We start from the raw sequence: 19,616 nt of genomic DNA, 5'->3' as shown, positions 1-19,616 counted from the left end.
GGCAGAATGAAGGGTGCCGATTATAGCCGTCGAGCGCCCGCTCAGGCGAGGCGTTGCAGCGCCAGCAGGCGGCCATCCTCGCTGAAATCGAGGCGGAACGTGCCATGCACGCCATCGTGGCCGATGAACGGACGCAGGTGATGGGCCGGCAGATTCACCCGGCGACCGTCGCGGCTGCGCAGCAGGACCCGATTGGCCCTGCCGCCGTAGATGGCCTGCAGGCGTTCGCCGGACAGGGCGATATCCATGATGAGACTGGGCATGGAGCCCCCCGCTTGAATGAACCACGACAGCTTGCCACAAACCACGCGGTTGAATGTCACGCCCGAACCTGTGCTTCAATGGACGGACCGTCGCCGTCCCCTCCCACCCCTTTCCGCGTCGGTCGCCGAGCCCGAGGAGCCCTCCGTCGATCATGAGTTCCAACTCGCGTAGCAACAGCACCTTCACCGGTCGCCTTTCCGCACTCGCCAACCGCCTGCGCCTGGGTGCCGCGCGAAGCGATGGCCGGGAGCTGCGCGAACGGGCGGCCGCCCTCGAGCTGCCGTTCCAGCCATTGCGACGGCCGGAGCCGAGCGTCTGGTGGCAGGCCGGACCGCCCCTGCACACCCTGGTCGACCTGCCGCGCGGCGCGCTGTCCGGCCCGGTCCAGGAAGACAAGGCGGAAGCCCACGCGGTCCTCAAGCGCCTGGTGCGGGTCAGCCACTCCACCCTGGAGTCGGTCGACCTGAAGACCATCGAAGGCGTATGCAGCCGCGAGATCCTCGTCCAGGCACCTTGCCCACGCCTGGAAGACCTGGCCACGGCCGAGGTCTGCCGGGGCGTACGGATCATCAGCTACAAGGATTTCGTCAAGGCCCTGAGCCTGGCCCTGCCGCGTTTCACCAACGGCGACAGCATCCGCCTGCGCCAGGCCGCCTGGCACGGCGAGCGCCTGTTCTGGGCGGGCGAACGCCAGGCCTGCGCCTTCGCCGCGGCGATCGTCTACGCCCGCCGCCGCGAACTGGAACTGAAGCTGCCGGCACATCTGGAACGCTACGAACTGGAGCCCGGCGCGCTGGACGAACTGGAACAGCGCTACCACATGCTGCGGATTCCGACCGAGGCCTGGTCCGAGCCGACCTTCATGAGCCTGCTGCTGGATACCGGCCTGCCCTATGCGCGACTCGCCCTGTTCACTCCGGAAACCCCGGAGTGCCTGTTGCTGCCCCGCAACGACGAACGCGCCGATGCCCTCGGCGAAGGTCTGCGGGCGGCTGGCGCGGCAGACGTGGTGAAGTATCTGAAGCAACTGTAGGCAACCGGCCAGGACTGGCCAGCTCGCGCCCTGACGTGCATCCTCCAGCAGACCCACACAGGAGCGATCGCATGTCCCTACCCCGCCTCAGCCTCTGTCTCGCCCTCGCCTGCGGGCCGGCGCTGGCCAGCCAGGCGCCGGTCTACGGCGAACGCCTGGAAGGCTTCGACTACGCCTATCCGGTGCATTATCTGGACTTCACCTCCCAGGGCCAGCCGCTGAGCATGGCCTACCTCGACGTCGCGCCGAAGAAAGCCAACGGCCGCACCATCCTGCTCATGCACGGCAAGAATTTCTGCGCCGGGACCTGGGAGCGCACCATCGACGTGCTCGCCGACGCCGGCTACCGGGTGATCGCCGTCGACCAGGTCGGTTTCTGCAAGTCGAGCAAGCCGGCCCATTACCAGTACAGCTTCCAGCAACTGGCAGCCAACACCCACGCCCTGCTGGAACGGCTCGGCGTCGCCCGGGCCAGCGTGATCGGCCACTCCATGGGCGGCATGCTCGCTACCCGCTACGCCCTGCTCTATCCGCGGCAGGTCGAACGATTGGTGCTGGTCAACCCCATCGGCCTGGAGGACTGGAAGGCCCTGGGCGTGCCCTGGCGCAGCGTCGACGACTGGTACAGGCGCGACTTGCAGACCAGCGCCGAAGGCATTCGCCAATACCAGCAAGCCACCTACTACGCCGGCGAATGGCGCCCCGAGTTCGATCGCTGGGTACAGATGCAGGCCGGCATGTATCGCGGCAAGGGGCGCGAGTCGGTGGCCTGGAACTCGGCGCTGACCTACGACATGATCTTCACCCAGCCGGTGGTCTACGAACTGGACCGGTTGCAGATGCCGACCCTGCTGCTGATCGGCGAGAAAGACAACACCGCCATCGGCAAGGACGCCGCGCCGGCAGAACTGAAAGCCAGGCTGGGCAACTACGCGCAACTGGGCAAGGACGCCGCCCGACGGATTCCCCAGGCGACCCTGGTGGAATTCCCCGACCTTGGCCATACCCCGCAGATACAGGCTCCGGAACGCTTCCACCAGGCACTGCTGGAGGGTCTGCAAACCCAGCCCTGAACCATCCACCGGCGGCGCTCTCGCCATCGGCTTCGCCGCGCCTTGCCCGGCGTCAACACCGATGCCTGCCGCCGGCGTTTCACTGCACTGGCTGCGCGACGACGCGTGGCTCGCGTCGCGCAGGCCCGCCCACGCCGCGGCCGTTCCCATCCACATGGAGGTTCATCGTGTTCCCTTGCCTACCCCGTTCGCTACTCGCCGGCGTCCTGCTGGCGAGCGCCCTGCCCGCTCACGCGGAGCTGCCCCACGCGCCCGCCTACATCGATGACAGCGCCTACCCGGCCGCGGCCCGCCAGCGCATCCTGCCACCGATGTTCGAGCAGAGGCTGGGCAGCCTGCGCTACCTCGCCAAGCCCGGCGACCCCTTGATCACCCAGGCCGAGAGCAGCGACTTCCAGCGTACCAGCGACTACCGCGAGACCCGCGCCTACCTGGAGAAACTGGTAGCCGCCTCCTCCGGCCGCATCGCCCTGCGCGAGTTGCCCGAGCGCAGCGCCGAGGGTCACCCGATGCTGCTGGTGACCGCCTCCACCGAGGCCGACAAGTCCGCCGCCGGCCTGAAGCGCTCCGCCAAGCCGACCTTGCTGGTGGAAGCCGAGATCCATCCCGGCGAGGCCAACGGCAAGGACGCCATGTTCATGCTGCTGCGCGACATGAGCGCTGCCGACCGCCCGCTCGCCGGGCTGCTGGAGAAGATCAACCTGCTGTTCATCCCGGTGGTCAACGTCGACGGCGACCTGCGCCGCAGCGCCTACGGGCGGATCAACCAGAACGGCCCGCAGGAGACCGGCTGGCGGGTGAACGGCCGCAATCTCAATCTCAACCGCGACTTCACCAAGCTCGACAGCGCGGAGATCCGCAACGTCGCCTGGGTGTTCAACCACTACGAGCTGAGCTTCTTCGCCGACACCCACTCCACCGACGGCGCCATGTATCCCTACGACAGCTCCTACTGCCACAACGGCAACGGCTGGTCACCGGCGAGCAGCGCCTGGATGGACCAGGTCATGCGCAAGCCGGTGTACCAGGCGCTGGAAAGCCTCGGGCACATGGTCCATGAATGCATCAGCCTGAACGACAACCAGGATCCGACCCAGGGCTACTACCCCTACCGCACCGACCTGGCGCGCTTCTCCAACCAGTACGGCGACATCCGCAACGTGCCGTCGATCCTCATCGAGCAACACGCCCTGCATCCGTACAAGACCCAGGTGCTGGGCAACTACGTGATGCTCAAGGCGATGTTCGAGGTGATCGGCGAGCAGGCCGCCAGCCTGCGCCAGGCCATCGCCAGCGACCGCGAGCGCCTGCTGCGGCAGAAGGAGGTGATCCTCACCTGGAAGCCGGGCGAGGCCGCCGAGACGCCGTTCGTGGTGGGCGACTACCGCTACGAGCAATCGCCGGTCACCGGAGCCCGCACCATCGTCTGGAGCAACCGGCCGAAGACGCTGAAACTACCGGTGACCGACAACGGCGTACCCGACCTGGTGGTGCCGCGTCCCCAGCGTTTCATCGTCCCGGCGCAGTGGCACGAGGTGATCGCCCGGATCAAGGCCCATGGCATCCGCTATAGCACCCTGGAGCGTCCGACCGAAATCGCCGTGACCCTGTACCGCATGGACGACATCAAGCTCGCCGATGGCTTCGAACCGGATCGCGTGCAAGGCAACCGGATTCCGGGCTACGAAGGTCGCCTGCTGGTCAGCGGCACGCCGAAGCCGTTCCAGCGCCTGCAGACCTTCCCGGCCGGCTCGCTGTCGATCGACACCGCCCAGCCGCTGGGCGTCCTGGCCATCGACCTGCTGCAACCGCAGAGTCCGGATTCCTTCTGGTCCTGGGGCTTCTTCAATTCCACCCTGGTGGCCGCCGAGGAGCCGGAGGAATACGTGATGGAGCCGATGGCGCGCAAGATGCTGGCGGAAGACCCGGCGCTGAAGGCCGCCTTCGACAAACGCCTGCGCGAGGACAAGGCCTTCGCCGCCGATCCGCAGGCGCGCCTGCAATGGTTCTACCAGCGCACGCCGTTCTACGACGTGAACGCCTTCGTCTATCCGGTAGGAGTGGTGTTCTGAGGCCCACCTGGGGCTGACGGCGGATAACGCTGCGCGTTATCCACCCTACCGCTGGGCTTCGGGAGCCCCGTTGCCTCTCCCGCTTGCGGGAGAGGGCTGGGGAGAGGGAGCCGGTCTCAGGTACCGTCGGTGGGTGTGGGCAGGTTGCTTCTCGGCTTGCGCTTGCGCCTGGGTTTCGGTGGTTTTTCGGGTGGCGGCGACAACTCCCGCTTGCGCACCTTCTTGAGGATTTCCCGATGCTTCTCGCGCCAGGCCGGCACGTCGAGACCGTGGAGTTCGAGCAGCTCGGGGTTGCGCTCCACCAGATAGACCGCCGCTTCCTGGGCGGCCTCGGCGATCTTCCAGGCGATCGACTGCGGTTCGATGCTGCCTTCATAGGCGATCCAGTCGCTGAACTCCGGGAAGGTCCCGCAGACCTTCTCGAAATCCTCGTCGTGCATGCGCTGCCGGCCACTCTCGATGTTCTCAAGGCGTTTGGGATCCATGCCGACCACCTCGGAAAACTGCGGTCGGTTCAACCCCGTCAGCCCGCGCAACCCGAACAGGCGCTCGCCGGCGCGAAACAGGCAGCGCTTCCTCACTACATAGACCATGTACGGATACTTCCCTTCGTTTCTGGCGCGATGCGCCTCAGTCGCCCTTGCCGCTCGCGGGCGTTTTCCTCTTCCGCTGGCGCCTGGGTTCCGGCGGCTCTTCCAGGGGCGCCGGCTCCGCCTCCGGCGCCTGTTCCGCCGCCAGCAGCGCCTCGCGTATCTCGCGGTGGCGTTCGCGCCAGGCCTGCATGTCGATGCCGTGCCGCTCCAGCAGCACCGGGTTGCGCTCCACCAGGTAGACCGCGGCCGCCTGCGCCGAGTCGGCGACCTTCCAGGCGATCGACTGCGGCTCGATGCTGCCTTCATAGGCGATCCAGTCGCTGAACTCCGGGAAGGTTCCGCAGACCTTCTCGAAGTCCTCGTCGTGCATGCGCTGCAGCTCGTTCTCGATGTTCTCCAGGCGCTTGGCCGTCATCCCCACCAACTCGGCGAACTGCGGACGGCTCAAGCCCATCAGCTCGCGCAGGGCGCGCAAGCGCTTGCCAGCAGTGAACAAACGTCGATTCTTTACCATGTGTAGTCCGCGTCTGATGGTTCCCTATGCATATTGATTCACTAACTGTTAGTAGATCAATATGAATCCAAGCCCTCTAGACCGAGGGTTCCCCTCCAACATCGGACCATGGTGCAGGACGCCTGATGAAAGTGGAAGAACTCCCCCAAGAGGGTTTCGCCGAGTGCCCCCGCTATATAACCCTGATGCGTTTCGCCTTCCTGACCGGCCTCAGCGACCGGCCGGACCTGCTCTACGCCTGGATAGAGAGCGGCGACCTGCCGATGCGAACCTTCGGCACGCAACGCCTGGTGGATATGCAGAAGCTGCAAAAACGCATCGAGGAAGCAAAAAAAGGGGCCGATTCAACCGGGTGAATCGGCCCTTTCTGAAAGACCCTGCCGCCGGCGAAACCCCTCAGCGATTGAGCATGAAGGTCTCGTACTCCAGGTCGTCCAGCGCGGTGGTCAGGCGGTACAGCCCGACCAGCACGCAGACCAGCAGCGACAGGGTGAAGCCGTAGCCGAAGAAGCTCGGCCCGAGCAGCAGGCTGACGAAGGTCAGGGCGCCGTTGACGATCACGAACAGCACGCAGAGTTCGAGGACGATGCGGCGCTTGTCCAGGTAGAAGAAGACGTTGAGCAAGGCCATGAACACTACCTGGATGCTCACCCCGATCAGGTCGATGTAGAACAGCGGCAGGTAATAGCGGGAAATTCCCAGCCAGCCGAGCAGTTGCGGCGCCAGCAGGAACAGCAGGACCACCGCCAGCCCCTGCACCTTGCAGATTTCCAGCAGGCCCTGGCGGATGGCGAGGATCATCTGCTCCTTGAGCAGGCCGATGTGCTGCAGGGTCTCTCCGCCGCGGATCGCCTCGTAGACCCGCTCGTACCACTCGGCGAAGTCGGTCTCGATGCGCACCAGGAACACCGCCATGCCGGGAATGATCGACAGGTAGGCGAGGAAGATCGGCAGGTCGTAGAGGATCGAGGCGCGCAGCGGGCCGATCACTAGGTCCGAGGTGGAGGGGTTGAACCAGAAGATGAACTTGTCGATCCAGATTCCCAGGTTGTAGCAGAGGCCGGTCAGCAGCAGGCTGACGAAGACCTGCCGGCGGTCGAGGAAGTCGAAGGCCACCATGCGCCTGGCCGGGTACTCGCGGAGGATGTCGTAGAGGAAGACGAACAGCAGGCTGGCGTGGCCGATCAGCAATGCCAGCAGCAGGCCGTCCATCTGCATGAAACGCAGCAGGTAGGCACAGGCGACCATCAGCGCGTAGCCGATGAACATCACCAGCAGGATGCGTTTGTAGGCCTTCATTCCCGACAGGAAGATGATCACCAGCCACAGGTTGCAGAGCACCACGAAGTTGGCCATCACCAGCAGGCGGTAGGCGAACGGCTCATCGAACAGGGTCGCCAGCAATATCGCCGAGAGCAGGCCCGCCGCCAACGTCACCAGCAACAGCACGCCCACCAGGTTGGGCAGGATCGCCTCGTGCTTGCGCTCGAACAGGCGATCGGAAATGAAGCGGGTGAAGAACAGTTGCAGTCCCCCGGTGAAGATCAGCGACAGCGCCATCAGGTAGGTCACCGTGATCAGGAACTGCCGGACCAGCACGTCCGGCACCACCACGCCGAGGCTCAGCGCGCCGATCAGCATCACGCTGACGATCGACAGCACCCAGGGACCGGAGCTGATCAGCCCGGCGTAGAGGTAGGCGCGCAGGGTCGCCGTATAGGAATCGCGGGAAAGGATCTTCCGCAGTTCGAAGCCGATGCCGGCCATGTCATGCAATCTCCGTGGCTTCGCGGTACAGCCCGCGGTAACGTCCGAGCATCAGCGCCTCGGTGTAGTAGCGTTCGACCCGTTGCAGGCCGACTGCCTGGGCCGCCTGCCAGCGCTGCGGATTGCGCAGCAGGGCGAGGATCGCCCGCGAAGTGGCCTGCGGGTCGGCGATCGCCACCACCTCCCCGGCGCGACCCAGGGCGCGATCTTCGGCGTCGGCGCCTTCGATCAGTTCGCGGCAGGAGCCGACGTCGCTGCTCACCACCGGGGCGCCGGCAGCCCAGGCTTCGAGGATCACCAGCGGCTGCGCTTCGCTGATCGAGGTGAGGACCATCAGGCCGAGTTGCGGCAGGACCTCGCCGATCCGACGGAAACCGAGGAACTTCACCTTGTCTTGCAGGCCGAGGCTGGCCACCAGGCTGCGGCATTCGCTGGCATAGTCCGGATCTTCCTCCTCCGGACCGACGATCCAGCCCTCCGCCTCCGGCATCGCGCTGACCACCCCGCGCATGGCGCGGATGAAGGTCTTCACGTCCTTGATCGGCACTACCCGGCCGACCAGCCCGACCACCGGCGGAATCCCCGGCGGCCGCCGTTCGAGGGCGCCGGCCCAGGCATCGAGGTCGATGCCGTTGGGGATCACCCGGGTGCGCCGTGGCTCGGCGCCATCGAGTACCTGGCGCTGGCGGTTGCCTTCGTAGAGGGCGACGATCGGATTGGCCGCGCGATAGGTGAGCAGGCCGACACGCTCGAAGAAGCGGATCCACAAGCGACGGATGTAGCTGACCTCGGCATCCAGTCCGGTACTCAGCTGCTCGTCGGGGTTCTCCGCGATCCAGTTGGCCTGGGCCAGGTCGATCTTGCGCTCCTTGGTGTAGATGCCGTGCTCGCTGAGCAGGTAGCGGCAGCCCCAGCGACGTTGCAGGATGCAGCCCAGCAGGCCGGCGTAGCCGGTGGAGATCGAGTGCAGCATGCGCGCCCGCGGCATCCGCCGGGCCGCCTCGGCGAGCATGAACACCGGCGCCTGCATCGAGCGCAGGGTCCAGAAGTAATTGACGAAGGACGGATCGGTGCAATAGCGCTCGTAGCCTGCGGTGATCGCCTCCCAACTGGCCTTGCTGTGGAGAAAGTCCTCGCGGCCGATGCGGCCCTCGGCGAGCAGGTCGAGCAGCGCGTCGCCCTCCTCCACGTCCGGCGTCTCCGGGTAGTGGAAGAAACGGTGCAGATCGCGCAACGCCTTTTCGGTCTCGCTACTGCCCTGTCGCGTCTGCGGGTTCGGCGAACTCCAGGCGGTTTCCAGGAAGTGTTCCTCGATGTGCAGCACATTGTCCGGGATCGGGTAGTGGCGCTTGCCGTAGGCATCCTTCTGGCCGCCGATGAAGAACACCGAGAAGGTCAGGTCGGGGAGACCGAGGATCAACTGGTTGACCCAGCTGGAGACGCCGCCGCGGACATAGGGCCAGGTGCCCTCCAGCAGCAGGCAGACATCGGCGACGGGCGCCGTCGGAGCGGTGTGTTCGGTCATGTCCAGTATCTCGCCAGGGCCGCGAAGGGCGGCCGTTGCAGCATGTCGTCGGGCATTCCGGCGAGAAGCCGGGGGATGTCCCGGTAGCGCCGCTGGAAGAACGCCACCTCGGCGCGGAACGGCGCCAGCTGGGCGCTATCGATTCCCGCCTCCTCGGCGGCCTGGAGGGCGCGTCCGGCATCCTCCAGGCGGCCTTGTTCGAGGGCGATGCGCCCGGCCAGCAGATGCAGGTCGGCCGAGGGTGCGCCGCGCAGCGCCTGGTCGGTATGCTCGCGCGCCTGCTCGAGGATGTGCTCCAGCACGCTGCCCTGGGCCAACCCCAGGTAGGCCAGTTCCCAGTACCAGCGCGCCAGGGTTCCGTGCAGCGCGCCGCGTCGCGCCGGCGTGGCGCCGGCGAGGCGGCCGAGGGCGGCCTCGATGCGCTGGTTGATCCGGCTTTCCTTCTGGTCGAGCATCGAGTAGGCCAGCAGGCGGACGTCGTCGGCGGGGTCGCGCAGGGCCAGCTTGAGGATCGGGATCGCCTCCTTGCCGGGCATCCGCCGGGTGGCGAAGATCGCCGTGAGCCGCTGGTTCGGGTCCGGCGCATGGCGCAGGACGTCCTGCAGACCGCCGTCGCTGAACATCATGTCGAGGCGCTTTTCCTTCGGCCGGAACGGCAGCTCGGGGACGCCCATCGCCTGCCAGGCCTGCTCGCCACGCTGGCGCGGCAGGTACAGCGCCGGGAATACCGCCGCAGCGACGCCGACCGCTCCGATCAGCGGCACGAAGAAGGCCAGGCTGAAGAGGAACAGCGGGCTCCACGGCAGCGGGAACTTGTAGCGCCGCGGCAGCAGCAGCCATACGCCGACGCACAGCAGCGCGCTGCCCAGGCCGTGGGCGAACAGGTAGAGCGCCAGCGCCTGGCCGAACGGCAGGTCGGCGAAGACGCTCGCCCAACTGCTCAGCTCGAACAGGAAGGCGCCGCTAAACAGCCACTTGCTGATCATTCAGGCCGCACTCGTTGAAAAGGAAATGTCCCAGCGCCTGCCGATCGTTGCCGGCGTCCAGTTCGTACTGGCGGATGCGCACGCCCAGCGACTCCAGCTCGCGGGCCTGGCCGAAGCGTTCGGCGAAGAGAATCCTCAGGCGCTGCAGATACCCCTGGGAGCCTTCGGCGGAAGTCAGCGGCAACAACACCAGCAGGACCCGCCGGCCCTCGTCGTTGCGCAGTCGCAACTGCACGTCGAGGCCACGCTGGCTGCCTTCCAGCAGACGCTGGACCTCTTCGCCGTAGCGCGCATCGGTCAACTCGAAGGCATACAGGCAGGCCGGCAACCCATGGTCGCGGGCGTCCAGCAGGGAGCGCTTGAGGTACTGGGAGAAGCGCTGGGCGTCGATGTCGGCCAGTTGCAGTGCGCGACGGTCGCTCTGCAGCAAGTCGGCGATGTGCCCGGCGAGGATCGCCAGCAGGCTGAAGGTACGTTCGTTGAAGACGAAGAATGGCATCTGCTCCACCGCCAGCAGGGCGAGGATCCGCCCATCGGTGTCGACCAGCGGCACGCACACCTGCAGCGCGCTGTGCGCACGCTGCTCGCCGCGCTCCAGCAGTTCCTGGCGCACGCTGACCAGTTCGCCGCGCTCCAGGCAGGTGCGCACCAGCAGATCGTCGGCGTCCAGCGCCGGCATCTCGCCGAGCGTCGCCAAGGATTGCGGCTCCGGGGTGCGGTCGTGGCGCACCCGGTAGAGTCCGGCGATGCGCAGCGAACCGTACTGGGCCAGCAGCGCCAGCACGGTTTCCGCCAGCGCATCGAGCGGTGCCTCATCGCCCGGCAGCTCGCGCAGCAGTTGTCGCAGACCGAGCAGCGAACTGCGCAGGCTCTGGTCGTTGCCGGCGACCCGCTGTTCCAGGCGATCGTGGGAGATGCGCAGGATGTGATGGGCGCGGGTGAATTCGTCGAGGCGCAACTGGCGGTACTCGTTCGCCAGCTCCAGGCGCTCCAGGCGGCGTTCCCAGATGTCGCGGAACTCGCCCACCAACATGGCGCAGAGCAGCACGCCGACGATGAAGGCCGCCGGTACCTGGGCATAGGCCTCGACGCCCTGGACGCGAAACGCGAACAGCGCCGCCACCAGCAGCGCCGCGCTGGCCAACCCGCGGACGAAGCCGTAGCGCATGCCCAGCAACAGGGGCGCGAGGATCACCCAGGGAAAGGTGGCGTTGACCTGCAGCGGGTCGTCCGGGCTGAACCACCAGCCCAGGCCCAGCGCGAGCGCGCTGATGACCAGCGTCTCGACCCAGGAGACGCTGCCGCTGGCGCGCGGTGCGAGGGCGAAATCCTTGTGCGCGGACATCGCCGTCACTCGAGCCGCAGGTCGCCGACCAGCTCGCGCAGGACTTTCTGCGCGGCGCCCGCCAGGCTTTCCCGGGACCAGCCGGCGCGCGCCCCGCTGGTGCTCCAGAGCACCCGCCCGGAGGCCGGCTCCAGCACCTGCAGGCTGACGCCCACCGCCGGCTCGCCGTCCAGGCCGTTCTTGTACTGCCACTCCTCGACGCTGCCGGTGACCACGTAGGCCAGCTTCTGCTGGCGTGCCCAGTCCAGCGCGCGCTGCTGGCGCTCGCGGTCGTCGACCAGTTGCAGGTCGCCTTGCGGTTGCGCCGGGTACAGGCGCGGCCGCACGCCCTCCTCGGCCAGCACGCTGAGCAGGATCTGCTCGGCACGCTCGCCGGCCTGCGGCGCCTGGGAGTAATTGAGCAGCGGCACCAGGCCCCACTGCGCGCCGCGCGCCAGCGGCGTAGCGCTTTCGCTGGTGAAGCTGGAGCAGCCCGCCATGAACAGGGCGACGGCCGCGAGAGCCAGGCAGCGGATGGATTGCATGTTGTGTTCCTCCTGTTGAATTCCGTATCCGGGCCGCGTTCAGCGGCCGAAGCGCGTGCTGTAGGTCACCCCGAGCGTGCCGCCGGCATCGCCGCCGCCGCCCTGGGGAGCCGACTGGTAGCCGAAGGTGAACGCCAGTTCGTCGTCGCCCAGCAGCTCCATGCCGATGCCGAGATCGATGCCGTAGTTGAACTCCTTCTCTGTCCACTGCCAGCCGGCCAGGGTGTCGACGATCCAGGTGTATTGCGGACGGCTGCGGTTCAGCGCGCCAGGGAAGCCACGGCGCCAGGTGCTGCCGAGGTAGACCTGGCCATAGCGGTCCTGCAGCAGGTCCTGGCTGCGCGCGCCATCGAGCGCCAGCGCACCGCCATGGGCCGCCAGCAGGTCGTCCGGCACGCGGTTCTCCAGGCGATTGCGCTGGTAGTCGATGCCGCCGCGCAGTTGCCAGGCCGGGCCGTCGAAGAACAGTGTGTGGGCCCATTCCAGGGACAGCGCCTCGCCGTTGCCGAGGTCGTCGCCCTGGCGGGTGGAGAAGCGGTTGTGCGCCAGCGACCAGCTCAACTGGTCGCGCCCGCTGAGGGTGTGGCGGCCGCCGAGCCGTAGGCTGTCGCGCATGCCGAGGGCTCGCATCAGGCCGGTCTCGTCGGTCTCGCGGTGCCAGTCGAGGCCCGCTTCCAGTTCGTCGCGCGAGCTCAGCCGCCAATTGCGCAGCACCCCCAGGCCGTGGCGGTCCTCGTCGTCGCGCCAGCTGCCATCGAGCGTCGCCGCGGCGAAGCCATCGGCCAGTTCGCGCCGCAACGTCAGCCTGGCGTTGCGTTCGCTACCGAGGAGCGAGCTATCCAGCGCATCGCCGTGATAGCGGCCACTGCCCAGTTCGAGATCGGCGTACCAGTCGTCGCCGAGGTGGCGCGCCGCGCGCAGCGTCGGCCCCTTGAAGTCGAGACCGCCGAAGTCGCGCTTGTTCCAACCCAGTTGCAGGCCCTGGGGAGTGCGTTCGAGGATTTCCGCCGCCTGCCGCCGCAGCTGCTCGCGGTTGTCGCGCGAGTGGCCGTCGCCCAGTGCGCCCAGGGCCTCGCCCAGCGCTTCGCCGCCATGGCCGAGACGCACCAGCGCCTCGACCCGCTGCGCCGGATCCAGCTCGCCGCGCTCCAGCAGGCGTTGCAGGGCGGCGCGATTCTGGCTGCGCAGGGCGGCCTGGATCTCTTCGTTGCGCCCGATCTTCAGGCCCCGGCCGCGCGCCCAGGCCAGCCAGTCATCCTTCAGCGGCTCCTGGTTGGTGGCGGCGAGCTGGTCGAGGAACTGCTCGAACCACAGCTGCAGCATCGCCGGCTCGCCATTCCAGGCCCGCCGCGCCTCGCCCTGGGCGAGCAGCGGCCCCTGGGCCACGGCGAGCAGGCGCAGGTAGGCGGCGAAGCTGTCCGGGGTGGCCCTGACCGCCTCGCGGTCGAGCCGCCGGAGCAGTAGTCGGCGCAGGCGCAGGGCCTTGTCCTGGTAGCCGCTGGCATCCAGTGCGTCGGCGTAGGCGGCCTGCACCAGCCAGTCGTTGGGATTGGACTTGAGGTACAGGCGGAACCAGGCCAGCGCCTGGTCGTTACGCTCGAGCAGCAGGCTGGCGCTGGCGAACGGCAGCCACAGCGTGCTGTCCCGCAGCGCCAGGCCATGCCACTGCGCCAACAGGGGCGCCAGGCTGTCGCGACGGCCACGGTCGATGTAGAACCAGAGCAGGCGTTCGCGCACCAGGTTCTCGCCGGGGAAACGCACCAGGGCTTCCCGGTACAGACGCTCGGCGACGTCGCCATGGCCTTCCTGTTCCGCCAGCCGCGCCCTGGCCACCCAGTAATAGGGGCTGCCCTGCGCTTCCGGCAGGCCTTCGGCCTCGGCCAGCAGGCTCTTCAGGGCCGGCCAGTCGTGGAGGTTCTCCGCCAGTTGCAGGGCGCTGGCCAGGCGCCGCGGATCGCGGCTGCGCTGCCAACTGCCGATAAGCACCTGCAAGGCCTGCTTCGGATTGCTGTCCCGGTACAGGGCGATCAACTGGTCCTCGTCGCTGCTGTTCAGGCGGATGTCCAGGGCCAGCATGCGCTCGTAGGCGGCGCGGGCATCGTCGTCCTGCTCCAGGGCCCAGGCCAGCGCCGCGCGCAGGCGCCAGAACTCCGGCTCGCGGATCGCGCGGGTATCCACGCCGGCGAGGACCTTCCAGGCCTGGCGCGGATCGAACAGGTTCCAGTGGGTTTCCGCCCACTGCATGCGTTCCTTGACACTCAGCGGGAAATGCCGGGCCATCCGCGCCCAGACCCCGGTCTCTTCCTGCAACTGCTGGGTGTGTTCGAGAATCTGTTGCAAGCGCTGCCAGGCCAGGCGCTGTTTCGGATAACGCTGCACGTAGCCGCGCAGCCATGCCTCGCCCTCTTCCGGCGTGCCGCGGGTTTCATGGCTGTAGACCAGCGCATCGAGTTCCTCGTCGGTCATCTGTCGCTGCGCACCGATGGGCGCCAGCAGCTCGATGGCGCTGTCGAAATCGAACATCTGCAGCGACAGGCGCCAGGCATGCCCGCGCAGGGCCGGGTCATCGGCGCCGGCCAGCAGTTGCTTCCACAGGCCCAGCGCCCGCGGGCCGTTGCCGGTCCATTCGCCAAGGCGCGCGAGATCGGCCAGCAGCGTCCTGTCCTCCGGGCGCAGGGCCAGCAACTCCTGGCCGACCTCCCAGGCCCGCTCGACCCGCCCGGCGGCCATGTTCAGACGCAGGTCGGCGGCCAGCGCCTCATGGTCCTCGGGGCGCAATTCGCGCCAGCGCCGGATGAAGCGTTCGGCCAGGTCGTAGCGCTGGCTGCCTTCGGCGGCGCGTACGCCCTGGGCGAGCCAGGCCAGGGTCGATTCATCCTCCGGCAAGGCGTCCAGCCGCTCGTCCAGCAACAACGCCGCCTGTTCGCCGCGCTCGCCAGCGAGCAGGCTGGCGAAGGCCTGGCGCAGATAGGCCAGGCGCTTCGCCGGCTCGGTTTGCGCTTCGGCCAGTTGCCGCTGGATGTCCGCCGCCGGCAGCGGCTCGCCGGAAGCCAGGTACCAGCGCGCCGCCTCGTCCAGCCAGCGCTGCCGGCCCTGCGGGTCGCGGCCGGCCAGTTCGGCAAAGGTCCGCGCCGCCAGGTCCGGCGCGTCCAGGGCCAGGGCATGACGGGCAAGTCGTTCGAGCATGGCGTCGTTCAACGAAACGTGCTCGATCTTGCGCAGGCGCTCCAGCAATCGGCGCGTCTGCTCCTCATCCATGCCCTCGGGCCTGGCCAGGGCGCCAAGGATGTCCAGTTCCACCTCGTAGAACGGCGTTGCCAGGCGGTCCTTGCCGCGCAGACGGGCGAGGTGATGACGCGCCTGCTCGAAGTCGCCGAGCTTGACCAGCAGGTCGATCAGGGTCAGGCGCAGCGCGTCGTTCTCCGGGTGCGCCTGCAACAGCAGTTCGGCGTAGTTCACCGAGACCGCGTCGGGCTCGCCATCGCCGCTGGGCATGAATACTTCTTCGCTGTTGAAGGTCAGCCACAGCACCAGCGCCACCCCGAGAGCGACCGGCAGCAGGGCCCAGGGATTCAGCAGGCGCGCCTGGGGATGCTTGTCAGCGGCAGACGAGTTGGCCATCGCGCACCTGCTCCATCGGCAACTCGAACGTCCACAGGCCGTTGCCGGCCTTTCCCGGGAAGGCCTTGCCGGCCGCACTCAGCCGGCAATCGCCCGCCGCGCGCACCACCAGGCGTAATGGCAGGTGCCCGGCGAAGGCGAACTCGACGCGGCCATCGTCGCGGTAGCGCCAGTGCTTCAGCGGCAGGTTGGCCTCCTCCAGCGCCGGCCGCGGATCGCGGCTGTCGCGCAGGACCAGGCGCGCATTCGCCGCACTCAGGTGCACATAGCGCCCCTGGGGCAGGTCGCGCACGCCCGCGACTCCCGTGGAGCGGCCGAGGTCCGGCCAACCCAGCGCCGGGTCCAGGCGCACCGTGCGCAAGGCGGCGAAGCCACGCAGTTGCCAACTGCCATCGGCACGCTTGGCCAGGCTGGCGCGATGCAGGCCTTCCAGGCGCGGGATGTAGTCGCTCATCCACAGCGACAACGGATGCTCCGCCTGCATCGCCGCGTAGATCTGGTGCATGGTGCGGATCGAGGCCTGCTTGGTCCCCGAATAGAAGTGGTAGTACAGGTGCAGGCCGCGCAGGCGGCGCGGGCTGTCGGTCAGGGCGAAGGTATCGATGACGCCGCGGAAGCCGTAGTACGGCCCCTGCCAGAGATTGGTGTAGACGTTCTCGTTGATGATCGGCGCGTAGTACTGCACGCCGCCGCGGGTGGGCCGGATCAGCGGGTAGAGTCCGGTCAGCGAGGGAAAGGCCCGGGTCAGCGCGGTATTGCCGCCGTTGACGTTCATCAGCCCGGCGTCGTAGGCGAGCTTGATGGTGGCGGCGTCGGGCAGCGCGTCGCCGGACCAGAAGATCATCTTGACCGGCTTCCGCGGGGTGGTCAGGCGCTGCTCGATGTAGTCGCGGGCGCCGATCACCTCGCGTACGAAGTCGACCTTGTCGTAGCCCGGGATGGCCATCTTGTAGCCATACTGGGCCTCGAAGTTCTCGCCCTGCTCGGCCAGTTGCGGCTGCCAGAAGAACGGATGGCTGAAGGTATGGCTGGCGACCTCCACCTTGTCGTCGGCGAAGATGCGCCGGGCGATCGGCTCCAGTTCCCTGGCCAGGTGCGGGTACATGCCCTTCGGCCCGACCTCGCCTTCGATCACCGAGACCGAGGTGAGGAACGGATAGGGCTTGATGAAGTCCTCCAGCACCTGCTGGCCGGCATAGGGACTGCCGGGCACCTCGGCACGGGAGACGAAGCCGTCGCCATCGATGTGCACGGTGGCGATGCGCCGGCCATTCTCGGTGGTCGCGTCGGGACTCGGCAGCGGCACAAGACGCAAGGCCTTGCGCAGGAAGGCGAACGGATCGAGGATCCAGCGCCGGTGCTCGCTACCCTCCTCCAGCACATAGGGCGCCAGGGCGAAGCCCCCCCAGTCGGCGGTCGCCACCGGCACGTACTCCTTGCCGTCGCCCTTGAGCTTGAGCGCCGGGGTCACCCGCGCCGGATCGAGTACGGTGAGCGCCGGCAGGTCGCGGATCCGGATCACCAGCGGCGCTTCGAAGGAACCAAGCAGCGCCTGGTCGTGGGTCTCGGTGCTCGGCTTGACCTTGAGTTTCTGCGACAGTCGGCGAATACCCAGGCGCTGCAACAGGCCGTCGTTCTCGGTAGGCAGGCCGGCGAGGAACGCCACCGGCACCTTTTCGTCGAGACGTGCAGCGATCCAGTTGTCGAAGGCGTCGCTGGCCAGCGGCGGTCCACTGGTCATCCAGGTGACTACCCCGGCGTAGAGACCGCTCAGCGGACGTTCGGGCAGCGGCTGGTCGGTGGGCAGGTAGTCGACCCGATAACCGAGGTATTCGAGCAGGCCGCCGAGGTAGACGTGACCGGGGCTCAGGGTCAGGTCGCCCTCGCGGGGATCGTAGAGCAGCGCGATGCGTCGCGGTTGCACCTCGACGTCGCTCACCCCCAGGTAGTCCAGCGCCGGGGTGCTGACGAACGGCACGTAGCCTTCGCTACGCAGGCGCGCAGCGAGCGTGCGCGCCTCGTCACGCCGCTCCGGCGGCAGGTAGTCGATGGCGACGATGGGCATGCCCTGGGCGCGCAGGGCATCCAGGTGGCCCTTCAGCCAATCGCGATCCTCCTGGGGCACCTCGCGGTATTGCCCGGCAGCGGCGTCCCAACCGGCATGGATCGACTCCACGGCCACCGCCGACGCGACGCCGGGCAACTCCGGCAGCACTTCGAAACCGCGATTGAAAAACAGCTTGAGGCCCGGCTCCTGGCGATGCAGCTGGGCGAGGAAACTGGCCAGCGCCCGGCGCTGGCCCTCGCGGCGCTCCTCGGCCTGTAGCTGGAAGCTGTCCAGGGTATCGAGGAACAGGCCGGCGTAGCCCTGTTTGCGCAGCTCCGCGGCGCGCTTGAGCAGGTGCGCCCGCCAGCTCGGCGCGGCGAGGTCCATTACCTGGCTGTTCCAGGCTTGGTTGCGGACCGCGCTCTTGCCCCGGGCCAGGCCGCTGTCGGCGATGGCGGCGGCGTCGCCGTCGAACTCGCCGACCGACAGATAGGCGAAGGGCGTGCTGCCCTGCTCTTTCAGATACCCGACATCGGCCGGCTTGAGGTGCGCCGCTTCGAGCACCACCCAGTCGAACTGGGAAAGCTCGGCCAGCGGCGGCCGCTCGGCGTACCAGAACGCCACGCTGGACGGCCCGCCGGCAGCCCCTGCGGCAGTGCCGGCACAAAGCGCCAGCGCCAGGCCGGCAAGCCAGGCGAGCGGGCGCTCGATGGGTCGAAGGGTGTTACGGCGGGACGGCAGACGCAGCACGGCGATTCCTTTCTTGCTGAACCGCATGCCCAGCCTACGCGGCAGGGTCGATACCGACCGAAGCGGCAGGTCGGAAGCATGGATGCGGTTTCCGGTGGCAACGTCGAATCCCTGACAGTGCGGGCACAGCCAAAGCAGCCGCAGGCGATTAACGTCAATCTAATGACTAAATATGCTAATTGCTAAATTTTTAAGCGGAAACTGTCAATTTTTAGGCACATACATGACGCCATGGTGTCCTTTTGCCTGCCCGTGACGCTTTGCAGGTCAACTCCGCGCTTTCCGAGACACCGGTGTGGCAAAGTGGAAAGCCCAGGTTTCACGCACTTCATCAGGAAAGTCGACGGCCCTCCGGAAGCCCCCGGAAGTCACTTCGTCTAGACCCATCGGTTCGGTAGATGCCGTTCGCTAATAACTAAATATTTATTAAATCCGTGAAACAGGTTGTCTTTTCCGGCCAACGAAAGGCGCCGGGCATTTGGCGCACGCGCGTGCGGTCGCACCGCCTTCAGTTGCGTGCGAGGAACCGCACCAGCCACACCGAGGCGACGCCTATCGCCCCACCCGCCAGTACTTCGGCGACCCGCAGCGAGGCGACCAGGGGCGACTGCTGAATCGCCCAGGAGGCGCAGGCGATGCACGCGCAACGCGCGGCAAAGCCTGTCGCGTAGTGACGGAATCCGACGAGGGTGAGGACCGAGGCAAGAGTCGCCAAGGTGTGGACCAATAGAACATGCGGTAGAGCGGCCCCTACCGCGAGGCCGAGCGGTACGCCGAGCAGCGCGCCAAGCCCGCGATCGCGCAGCTTCAGGTGCGCGCTGGCGGCATTGCCGGTAACCACGCTGGCGGACGACCAGATCGCCCACTGGCCGTATTCGATGTGCCGCCACGCCACCAAGGTCGCGCTGCAGGCTACGGCGAGTGTGACCGCCAACACAGCCTGGAGCAGCTCGTCATGCGCGGCCGCGTGGCCCGTCAAGTGCGCCCCACGCCAGCGCAGCAGGGTGCCGTAACGGCGTGCGAGCGCTGCGTGGCGCAAGGTATCGACACCGGCGAGCGCCACCGATGGTAGCATCGCGACGACGAGATACGGCACCAGGGACAGCGCAGCGCGGTGCGTCGCGGCAACCTCGCAGGCCAGATAGAGCACAGGAATAAAGACGAAATTGCCCAGCGTGCGCAAGCGCGTATCCAGGCCGGATAGCGCGACAGCAGCAGCGGCGAGCGCTGCGCAAGCGATGGCAAACGCCGCTCCCCAGGCGAGCGCGAACGACAGGCCGAGAAAGCCGAGGATGATCGCCACCCCCTGGCCGAGCGCCGCGAGCGGTGCGCTACCGACCCGCTCGACGACGACCGCCACGGAGATCGTCGCGATATTCGCCAGCAGCCAGTTGGCATCGCCGCTGGCGCTGTAGAGCACGAACAGCGGCAGCGACACGGCGAGCGCGCGCCCCATGGCGCGGCCGTCGAACAGGCGTGTCAGCGAGGCGCACACACGACGC

Annotated in this window: 15 protein-coding genes; 4 read left to right on the top strand and 11 right to left on the bottom strand. The window is 67.6% G+C overall.

Going from position 1 to position 19,616, the window contains the following annotated elements; all coding sequences use genetic code 11:
- Nucleotides 1-41 precede the first annotated feature (41 nt).
- Nucleotides 42-263, bottom strand: coding sequence for a DUF2835 domain-containing protein (locus JHD77_RS01245; protein WP_003103227.1), 222 nt, complete (start codon nt 261-263; stop codon nt 42-44).
- A gap of 152 nt (nt 264-415) precedes the next feature.
- Between JHD77_RS01245 and JHD77_RS01240 the strand changes: the two genes are divergently transcribed.
- The 3 genes from JHD77_RS01240 to JHD77_RS01230 all read left to right on the top strand — a co-directional run bounded on the left by JHD77_RS01240 (nt 416) and on the right by JHD77_RS01230 (nt 4,442).
- Nucleotides 416-1,297 carry a DUF6685 family protein gene (locus JHD77_RS01240; RefSeq protein WP_003113960.1) on the top strand — a complete coding sequence of 294 codons (882 nt, stop codon included), beginning with the start codon at nt 416-418 and terminating at the stop codon, nt 1,295-1,297.
- A 71-nt stretch (nt 1,298-1,368) separates the two neighbouring features.
- Entirely contained in the window at nt 1,369-2,370 is a 1,002-nt protein-coding gene (locus JHD77_RS01235) for an alpha/beta fold hydrolase (RefSeq protein WP_003103224.1), read from the top strand.
- 167 nt (nt 2,371-2,537) lie between these two features.
- Nucleotides 2,538-4,442, top strand: a complete 1,905-nt coding sequence (locus JHD77_RS01230) for a M14 family metallopeptidase (protein WP_003103223.1) — start codon at nt 2,538-2,540, stop codon at nt 4,440-4,442.
- 116 nt (nt 4,443-4,558) lie between these two features.
- Here JHD77_RS01230 and JHD77_RS01225 read toward each other — a convergent pair whose 3' ends face one another.
- Together JHD77_RS01225 and JHD77_RS01220 are read right to left on the bottom strand one after the other, a co-directional pair.
- Nucleotides 4,559-5,035, bottom strand: coding sequence for a helix-turn-helix domain-containing protein (locus JHD77_RS01225; protein ID WP_003115353.1), 477 nt, complete (start codon nt 5,033-5,035; stop codon nt 4,559-4,561).
- A gap of 37 nt (nt 5,036-5,072) precedes the next feature.
- A complete protein-coding gene (locus JHD77_RS01220; RefSeq protein ID WP_009313801.1) occupies nt 5,073-5,549 on the bottom strand; it encodes a helix-turn-helix domain-containing protein in 477 nt (158 codons plus the stop codon).
- Nucleotides 5,550-5,674: 125 nt separating this feature from the next.
- On the opposite strand from JHD77_RS01220, the gene JHD77_RS01215 reads away from it, so the two are divergent.
- A complete protein-coding gene (locus tag JHD77_RS01215; RefSeq protein WP_003091282.1) occupies nt 5,675-5,905 on the top strand; it encodes a hypothetical protein in 231 nt (76 codons plus the stop codon).
- A gap of 40 nt (nt 5,906-5,945) precedes the next feature.
- On the opposite strand, the gene pelG is transcribed toward JHD77_RS01215, so the two are convergent.
- From pelG to JHD77_RS01175, 8 genes are all read right to left on the bottom strand, one after another.
- A complete protein-coding gene (pelG, locus tag JHD77_RS01210; protein WP_191519424.1) occupies nt 5,946-7,316 on the bottom strand; it encodes an exopolysaccharide Pel transporter PelG in 1,371 nt (456 codons plus the stop codon).
- 1 nt (nt 7,317) lies between these two features.
- Nucleotides 7,318-8,841, bottom strand: coding sequence for a GT4 family glycosyltransferase PelF (gene pelF / locus JHD77_RS01205; protein ID WP_003103472.1), 1,524 nt, complete (start codon nt 8,839-8,841; stop codon nt 7,318-7,320).
- Nucleotides 8,838-9,827: a tetratricopeptide repeat protein gene (locus tag JHD77_RS01200; protein ID WP_003116464.1), complete on the bottom strand. Its 990-nt coding sequence runs from the start codon at nt 9,825-9,827 to the stop codon at nt 8,838-8,840. The genes pelF and JHD77_RS01200 overlap by 4 nt, the downstream gene beginning before the upstream one ends.
- Nucleotides 9,805-11,172 carry a PelD GGDEF domain-containing protein gene (locus JHD77_RS01195; protein WP_003116463.1) on the bottom strand — a complete coding sequence of 456 codons (1,368 nt, stop codon included), beginning with the start codon at nt 11,170-11,172 and terminating at the stop codon, nt 9,805-9,807. The genes JHD77_RS01200 and JHD77_RS01195 overlap by 23 nt, the downstream gene beginning before the upstream one ends.
- Before the next feature lie 5 nt (nt 11,173-11,177).
- Entirely contained in the window at nt 11,178-11,696 is a 519-nt protein-coding gene (locus tag JHD77_RS01190) for a pellicle/biofilm biosynthesis outer membrane protein PelC (RefSeq protein ID WP_003091288.1), read from the bottom strand.
- A gap of 39 nt (nt 11,697-11,735) precedes the next feature.
- Nucleotides 11,736-15,317, bottom strand: coding sequence for a tetratricopeptide repeat protein (locus JHD77_RS01185; RefSeq protein ID WP_003119775.1), 3,582 nt, complete (start codon nt 15,315-15,317; stop codon nt 11,736-11,738).
- The gene (locus JHD77_RS01180) at nt 15,295-18,141 is read right to left on the bottom strand and encodes a bifunctional glycoside hydrolase 114/ polysaccharide deacetylase family protein (protein WP_031756481.1); all 2,847 of its coding nucleotides are present in this window, start codon (nt 18,139-18,141) and stop codon (nt 15,295-15,297) included. The genes JHD77_RS01185 and JHD77_RS01180 overlap by 23 nt, the downstream gene beginning before the upstream one ends.
- A gap of 481 nt (nt 18,142-18,622) precedes the next feature.
- Nucleotides 18,623-19,609 carry an FUSC family protein gene (locus tag JHD77_RS01175; protein ID WP_031756479.1) on the bottom strand — a complete coding sequence of 329 codons (987 nt, stop codon included), beginning with the start codon at nt 19,607-19,609 and terminating at the stop codon, nt 18,623-18,625.
- Nucleotides 19,610-19,616: the final 7 nt, after the last annotated feature.

This window comes from Pseudomonas sp. P20, from assembly GCF_016463925.1.
In the GTDB taxonomy this organism is placed as follows: domain Bacteria; phylum Pseudomonadota; class Gammaproteobacteria; order Pseudomonadales; family Pseudomonadaceae; genus Pseudomonas; species Pseudomonas aeruginosa.
The sequence above is the reverse complement of the archived record's forward strand: the minus strand, read 5'-3'. Positions and strand labels throughout refer to the sequence as shown.